Origin of the sequence: Microcystis sp. M_OC_Ca_00000000_C217Col (assembly GCF_007095585.1) — a bacterium.
GTDB lineage: Bacteria > Cyanobacteriota > Cyanobacteriia > Cyanobacteriales > Microcystaceae > Microcystis > Microcystis panniformis.
The window spans coordinates 1-6,781 of the sequence record NZ_SFBV01000070.1; the positions used below are offsets into that span (position 1 = coordinate 1).

A 6,781-nucleotide genomic window follows, 5' to 3' on the forward strand; every position below is an offset into this window, starting at 1 on the left:
TGAGTTAAAAGTTAAACTTCAAGTTTTCATTCAGGACTAATGTACTGGTTAACTAATTTTTTGGGGAAAATTAGTTAACCCATCATTATAACATATAATTAATTTGCAAGAGTTCTATTTAAATTTTGTTCGTTTTAGGCAGGTGATTCTACAATGGAAAGTTGTGGGTATTTTTAATGATCCAGTGACCGATAAACAGGATTTTTCCTCCCTACTGACCGAGATCGATCGGATTCTTTCTGGGGTGATTTCGTCTCTAGTTAACCCGCAAGAAGTTACTTCCGAGACAATTATCGCCACTCGTCAACATTTAGAATCGGCCAGAGTGATGCTTTCTCCCTTATTGTTGCCCGCTCCAACCCCTGAAGTTGCCCGTTGGTCCCTGGGAATGGAGGTGCAACCAGAGGGGGTGAAAATCGTCTTTTTTCGGGAAAGCCAAGGATTAATCGATTTTTATCCTCTTTCTTGGAGTCTGGCAACGGGAACAAGCGATCGCTTACCCTGCTCCCAGGTGGACGAATATCTAATTAGTTGGCTATCTCATCGGGATTTTAGCACCGATTCTTGGCTCTGGGAAGCCTTAGAGCGATTAGAAGCTATCATTATCACCGACGATGGGGAAACCTCCACGGATGACCTGAAAAAAGCCCTTCTCAGCGCGCAACTAATACCCCCCGATCGCCTATCTAGTCTAGAAACAGCGATCGCTACTGCTCTGGCCCATATTCCCACTAGCGACCAACCCCAAACCCAAACCCTACTGGTGATCGAAGGTAAACGAGAGACTACCACTTTAGCACTGCTGGAAGTCCCGCCGCAAACTCGCTCTTTATCCCGTCAAGCGATCGCTCTGAGCCATTTTAACTACGGGGAAAACACCTATGAACGAGCCATACTCTCTCAGTTAATTTATCCTCTCTGGCGTTCTTTTTTGCCTCTTTCCCGCTCCGATCTCACCGATACTAATCCCTTAAAAAAATCTTTACTGGCAGCCGCTAGATTAACCAAATTAATCCTGCAAGAAGAAAGCGAATTTACCTCCTCTCTAGCCGGTCATACTTGGACTGTCAGTCGCAGCGATTTAAATAAGAAGGTCATTATACCATATCTAGATAATTTAAGACAAAAAATTAATGATTTGTTAGAAAAACAGCAAAAAAGTCTTGAAGACATCGATCAAATAATTTTTAGCGGTAATTTTTTCTTAACCATTTGGCCCTATTTTCTAACAGAAATACAGCAAGAATTTGCTGGTTGCAATCTAGAGTCCCCCAGTCAAGAAACCTTCTCACCAGCAATCTTAGGTTTGGGTCGTCTCTGTTTATTTTCGGCTCTTAGAGGTGAGAAGGTCAATAATGCTTAAAAACATCAACTTCAGCATCAGTCAAAAGTCAAAATTTAGGTGTGAATAGAATTTTTATGGTAATTGTGGGGAATACTAAAAGGAAAACTTCGTATCTCACCATTAAGATAACTGCCGTAAACCCAACTGAACCCATTCTATTCAGAATCGTCATTATAAATATCTTGGAGAGTTTTATTTTCGTAGCGTTCCTGATCTTGATTTTTGCCGCGACGGGAAGGACGACGGTATTTTTTATTGGCTAACTTGGGTTCGTAGGTTTCTTGACCTGCTTCTTTAATTTTTAACTTTAAACTTGACTCTTTTGTGCTAGTTTTCTGTAATGACTGTTCTCGTGCGATCGCTTCTTCTAAAAACTCTAAATAATGTTGGTAACGTTCCCAATCTCCCCTCACCACACAGTTAGGTTCCCGACGGTGAGTACAATCATTAAATTGACAATTTCCTAAAGCTAAACGCTGTCTCACTTCCGGAAAATAAAAAGTTAATTGTTCCGGTAAACAGTTAAGATCAGGTTGGTTAAAACCCGGACTATCGGCCAATAAACCCCGATTTGGTAAAGCAAATAACTGCACATGACGGGTAGTGTGACGACCTTTTTGCAGTTTTCCCGACACATCCCCCACCCGTTGGTTAATCTCAGGAATTAGGCAATTAATTAAACTCGATTTTCCCACCCCCGAAGGACCGGCCAAGAGAGTGATTTTATGGTTTAATTGTGCCAATAAAGCCTCAAATCCCCGATTTTTCTCGACACTGACAAAAAAAGGCCGGTATCCCCAAGCAGCTAGGCGATCGCCCCAGAAATCTATTTGTTCGGGTTCCCCCAGATCAATTTTATTGACACAGACGGCAATTTCTAAGCCTGTGGACTCGGCTTTCACCAAAAAACGACTGATCAGCCAAGGATCGAGGACGGGTTCAGCAAGGGCAAAAACTAGCAAAATCTGCTCGATATTAGCAACGGCCGGCCGATCGATCTCGGTACTGCGGGGGAGGACTTCTGCGATCGCACCCTGCCGATCATCAAAATTGGCTTCCTCCACACGCACCCGATCACCAACCATCACCGATTGACCAATTTTTTGCAAGCGAGCGCGACGGGTACAGAGAAGATTCTCGCCCATAACGGCAGAATCCAAGCGTACCTGATAGAAATTCGCCTGTACGGCCACCACTGTACCGTATAAATCGGTTAATTGTGCATCTACCATTTAGGAATCGGGACGATAGACTTTGAGAACAAAAAAGCTATCTCGGTCCTCGATCGATTCTATCTGATAACCCTCCACTGTCAGGCTAGTGGGAACCTGTTCGATCGGTTCCCCGGCATCTAACCAGACTTCCAACCGTTCCCCGGCGGTCATTTTCTCTAATTGCAATTTTGTCCGGACAAAATTAATTGGGCAGGGAGTGCCGCGCAGGTCTAAAGTCATAATTATTTAGGGTTTGCTGAAAAAGTTTCTCCTAGGGGCAGGGTGTGGGGTGTGGGGTGTGGGGTGTGGGGTGTGGGGTGTGGGGAGAATAAATAAAATAATCTCCTATCTCCTGACTCCTGAATACTGACTCCTGCCGACCGCCGACCGCCCCCTGCCTCCGTTAACCGACAAGATTTTTAGATTTATTCAGCCTGCCCTATTTATGGAAGATATTACCTAAAAATCCCTCGATGCCGCCTTTCCCCACGGTTTCCCCGCGAACTTTTGCTAATTTTTCCAGTAAATCCCGTTCTTCTCCGGTGACACGGGTAGGAATCGAGATTTTAACGGTAATGCGATGATCACCGCGACTGACGGGATTGCCTAATTTAGGAACCCCCTTATTTTCTAAAATCAGTACGGTGTTCGGTTGAGTACCGGCAGGGATAGTCAGGTCTTCTTGGCCATCTACCGTATTAACTTTAATAGTACATCCTAAAATCGCTTGGATATAACTAATCGAGATATTCGATTTAATATCATTGCCTTCCCGTTGAAATTCTGTATCTGTTTCCACGGTTAGATAAACGAATAAATCCCCCGGCGGCCCGCCTTTAAGTCCTGCGTCACCTTCCCGGGCAACGCGCAATTTCATGCCGTTGTCAACCCCCGCGGGGATGGTAATTTTCAGTTTTTTGGTTTCCTGTTTACGTCCGGAACCGCCGCAAACGTCGCATTTTTCCTCGATCACTTCGCCAGCGCCGTCACAGGTGGGACAGACCGAAACCTGAGCAAAAGTACCGAAGGGAGTACGGGTGGCGCGACGTACTTGGCCAGCACCATTGCAAGTGGTACAAGTACGAGAACTGGTCCCAGGTCTGGCCCCACTGCCTTTACAGGTTTGACAGGTTTCCAGATGACGGATGCGGATTTCCTTTTCGCCGCCAAAGACCGCCTCGCGGAATTTTAGTCGAAAATCGAGACGTAGATCCTCGCCCCGGGTAGGGCCTGTGCGTCGGCGGGCCGTTGCTTGGCCGCCCATGCCCCCAAAACCACTAAAGATTGTCTCAAATATATCGGCGAAACCGCCCATATTGTCGGGATCAAAACCGGCAGCACCTCCAGAAACCCCGGCCTCACCAAAGCGGTCATAACGATTGCGGGTTTCCGGTTCCGAGAGAATTTCGTAGGCGCGGTTAATTTCTTTGAAGTGTTCCTCGGCTCCTGGTTCTTTGTTAACATCGGGATGGTATTTTCGGGCGAGACGACGATAGGCGCGTTTGATGTCTTCTTTGCCCGCATCTCGCGAGACACCTAGAATTTCGTAGTAATCAGTGGGCATAGGGGGCTATGGTTCTGCTGGCAATTTATAAATAAAGTTTAAGTCTAGTTGTTACTTTAACAAACTATACATAATAGTTTAGTTGGGTTATCCCTACTATTTTTTTGGTAAGGAAGTGGGGGAGTGGGGAAGTGGGGTGTGGGGGAGTGGGGAAGTGGGGAGAAAGTGGGGCGTGGGGTGTGGGGAGAAGGGGAGAAAAAAGCTGAAAACTCACATCTGATTACTGATTACTGGTCACTGATCACTTTTTAATCTACGGCCTCGTAGTCACTGGCACTCATTTCTTCGCCATCGTAGGGGTGATCATCACTGCCCGATTCGCTGAATTTAGTTTCCAGATTACTATAGGTTCTGGTTCTAGTGTGGGAGAAGGTTTGCCCGTCGGCGAAGATATTGGGGGGAGTGGTCCGGATGCGGGTGGGTCGGGTCAGTTTTTCGGTGACATTGATCGATTCAAAACCAGTACCGTTGAGGATTTGGGTGTCCTCTTGTTTACCCCTGTAGATGCGGGTACCGATTTCGAGGACAATCTGACGAAATTCTTCCAGGATGGTTTTTAGCTTTTCTGGGGATATGGAAGGGTCGCGCAGGGCGATTTCCAACTGTTGTCGCTTCTGGTCGGCCAGTTGCCGGATATCGGGGGCAACTAACTCGCTGTTTTCCCTGAGGGTGACTTCGTAGCTATAGAAAAGACTATCGCATTGCTGGCGAATATCGATCATTTGCAGACGACCGCAATCAAATTCGGCGTATTTTTCGGCTTCTAGGCGCATTTTTTCAATTTCGTTCGGTTTCAGCCCTCCAGTATGACTAATTAAAATGCTTTGTTCTTTGCCGGTGCCTTGGTCGCTGGCGGCCACTTTCAAGATGCCGTTAACATCGATCTCGAAGGCTACTTCGATTTGTGGCATACCCCTAGGGGCGGGAGGAATTCCCGTCAGGAGAAATTTACCGAGGGTTTTATTATCCCGGGCCATGGCCCTTTCCCCTTGCAGAACATGAATTTCCACCGAAGTTTGACCATCGGCAGCGGTGGAGAAAACCTGAGATTTACTGGTGGGGATAGTGGTATTGCGATCGATAATTTTGGTAAAGACTTCGCCGAGGGTTTCAATGCCGAGGGAAAGGGGGGTGACATCGAGGAGGAGGATATCTTCTACTTCTCCACCTAAAACTCCCGCTTGAATCGCTGCCCCCAAAGCAACGGCCTCATCGGGGTTAACAGAGCGATCGATCTGGCCTGCAGAAAAGAAACGGGAGATTAATCGCTGTACGGCGGGGATTCTGGTGGAACCGCCCACGAGAATGACACGATTGATATCGCTAGGCTGCAGTTCGCTATCTTTGAGGGACTGTTGTACGGGTTCCAGGGTTTTTCCCACTAATTCTCTGGTTAATTCCTCGAATTTAGTGCGAGTTATTTCCAATTCTAGGTGTTTAGGGCCAGTTTCGTCGGCGGCGATGAAGGGGAGATTGATCGAGGTGGTAATCAGGCTAGAAAGCTCGATTTTGGCTTTTTCGGCGGCTTCTCGCAGTCTTTGGATCGCCATGCGATCGCTGGACAGATCGATGTTTTCTTGGCTTTGAAAGTTCTCCACCAGCCACCGCACTAAGAGGTTATCAAAATCGTCCCCCCCAAGATGGTTATTGCCGGCGGTGGCTTTCACTTCAAAGACTCCCTTCCCCAGTTGCAGGATGGAAACGTCGAAGGTTCCTCCCCCTAGGTCAAAAACGAGGATATGTTGATCTTCGTTTTGTTTATCTAAACCGTAGGCTAGGGCGGCGGCGGTGGGTTCGTTAATAATTCTTAATACTTCTAGTCCTGCGATTATCCCCGCGTCTTTAGTGGCCTGACGTTGGGCATCGGTAAAATAGGCGGGAACTGTAATCACGGCCTCGTTAATCGGTTCTCCCAGATAGGCCTCAGCATCGGCCTTTAATTTTTGCAGGATCATGGCCGAGATTTCTTGGGGGGTAAATTCCCGATCGCGAATTTTGATATTGACGGTATCATCGCGACCGCGTTGGCAATGATAGGCAACTCGTCCCCTTTCTACCTCGGTGTCTTGCCAGCGCCTACCGATAAAGCGTTTGATGCTATAGACGGTATTTTCGGCATTAGTGACCGCTTGACGTTTGGCCAGTTGTCCCACTAGGCGCTGGCCTTTGCCGAATCCCACGATACTAGGAGTTGTCCTTCCCCCTTCCGAGTTAGGAACTATAATCGGCTGACCTCCTTCGAGTACCGCAACACAACTGTTGGTTGTCCCTAAGTCGATGCCGATGACTTTTCCCATGACGCTCTAAATAATAACGATAGTTAATAGGATACAGTCGCTGACAAAAATTGTCCCCAAATTAGAAAAGGGCTTTTTACCCCGTCTAATCTTGCCCCGGTTGAAAGCTGGTAGTTTTCCTCCGAGGCTAACAAAACTTGTTGGTAAAGTCGGCAAGCCTGCCCAGATCGATTTGTTGGACCATATATCAAGAGTAACCCACAACCAGTAATTTTGCTGATGCTTTCGCTCTCTATTCTTTGTATACTTTAGACGTTCATAATCTGAGATTTATTAAACTTCTGAAATCGTAGAGTCAGCAAGGAATCCAGTTCTTTTTTATGTTTCAAATGGGCATCATTCAAACATTCATAAATGGCTG

The 6,781-nt window shown here is 46.8% G+C and carries 5 protein-coding genes and 1 pseudogene; 1 reads left to right on the forward strand and 5 read right to left on the reverse strand.

Annotation, left to right across the window (positions count from 1 at the left end):
- The first annotated feature begins 163 nt into the window (after positions 1–163).
- Positions 164–1,363: an acetate and sugar kinases/Hsc70/actin family protein gene (locus EWV66_RS04060; RefSeq protein WP_052276569.1), complete on the forward strand. Its 1,200-nt coding sequence runs from the start codon at positions 164–166 to the stop codon at positions 1,361–1,363.
- A 137-nt stretch (positions 1,364–1,500) separates the two neighbouring features.
- Here EWV66_RS04060 and rsgA read toward each other — a convergent pair whose 3' ends face one another.
- The 5 genes and pseudogenes from rsgA to EWV66_RS04085 form a co-directional block, all read right to left on the reverse strand.
- Positions 1,501–2,577, reverse strand: coding sequence for a small ribosomal subunit biogenesis GTPase RsgA (gene rsgA / locus EWV66_RS04065; RefSeq protein ID WP_052276570.1), 1,077 nt, complete (start codon positions 2,575–2,577; stop codon positions 1,501–1,503).
- Positions 2,578–2,799 carry a sulfurtransferase TusA family protein gene (locus EWV66_RS04070; protein WP_002738399.1) on the reverse strand — a complete coding sequence of 74 codons (222 nt, stop codon included), beginning with the start codon at positions 2,797–2,799 and terminating at the stop codon, positions 2,578–2,580.
- Between the two features lie 199 nt (positions 2,800–2,998).
- Positions 2,999–4,123, reverse strand: a complete 1,125-nt coding sequence (gene dnaJ, locus EWV66_RS04075) for a molecular chaperone DnaJ (protein WP_052276571.1) — start codon at positions 4,121–4,123, stop codon at positions 2,999–3,001.
- Positions 4,124–4,371: 248 nt separating this feature from the next.
- A complete protein-coding gene (gene dnaK, locus EWV66_RS04080) occupies positions 4,372–6,420 on the reverse strand; it encodes a molecular chaperone DnaK (protein WP_185237172.1) in 2,049 nt (682 codons plus the stop codon).
- A gap of 248 nt (positions 6,421–6,668) precedes the next feature.
- Positions 6,669–6,781 (reverse strand): annotated as a pseudogene (locus EWV66_RS04085) (IS630 family transposase); the annotation flags it as partial.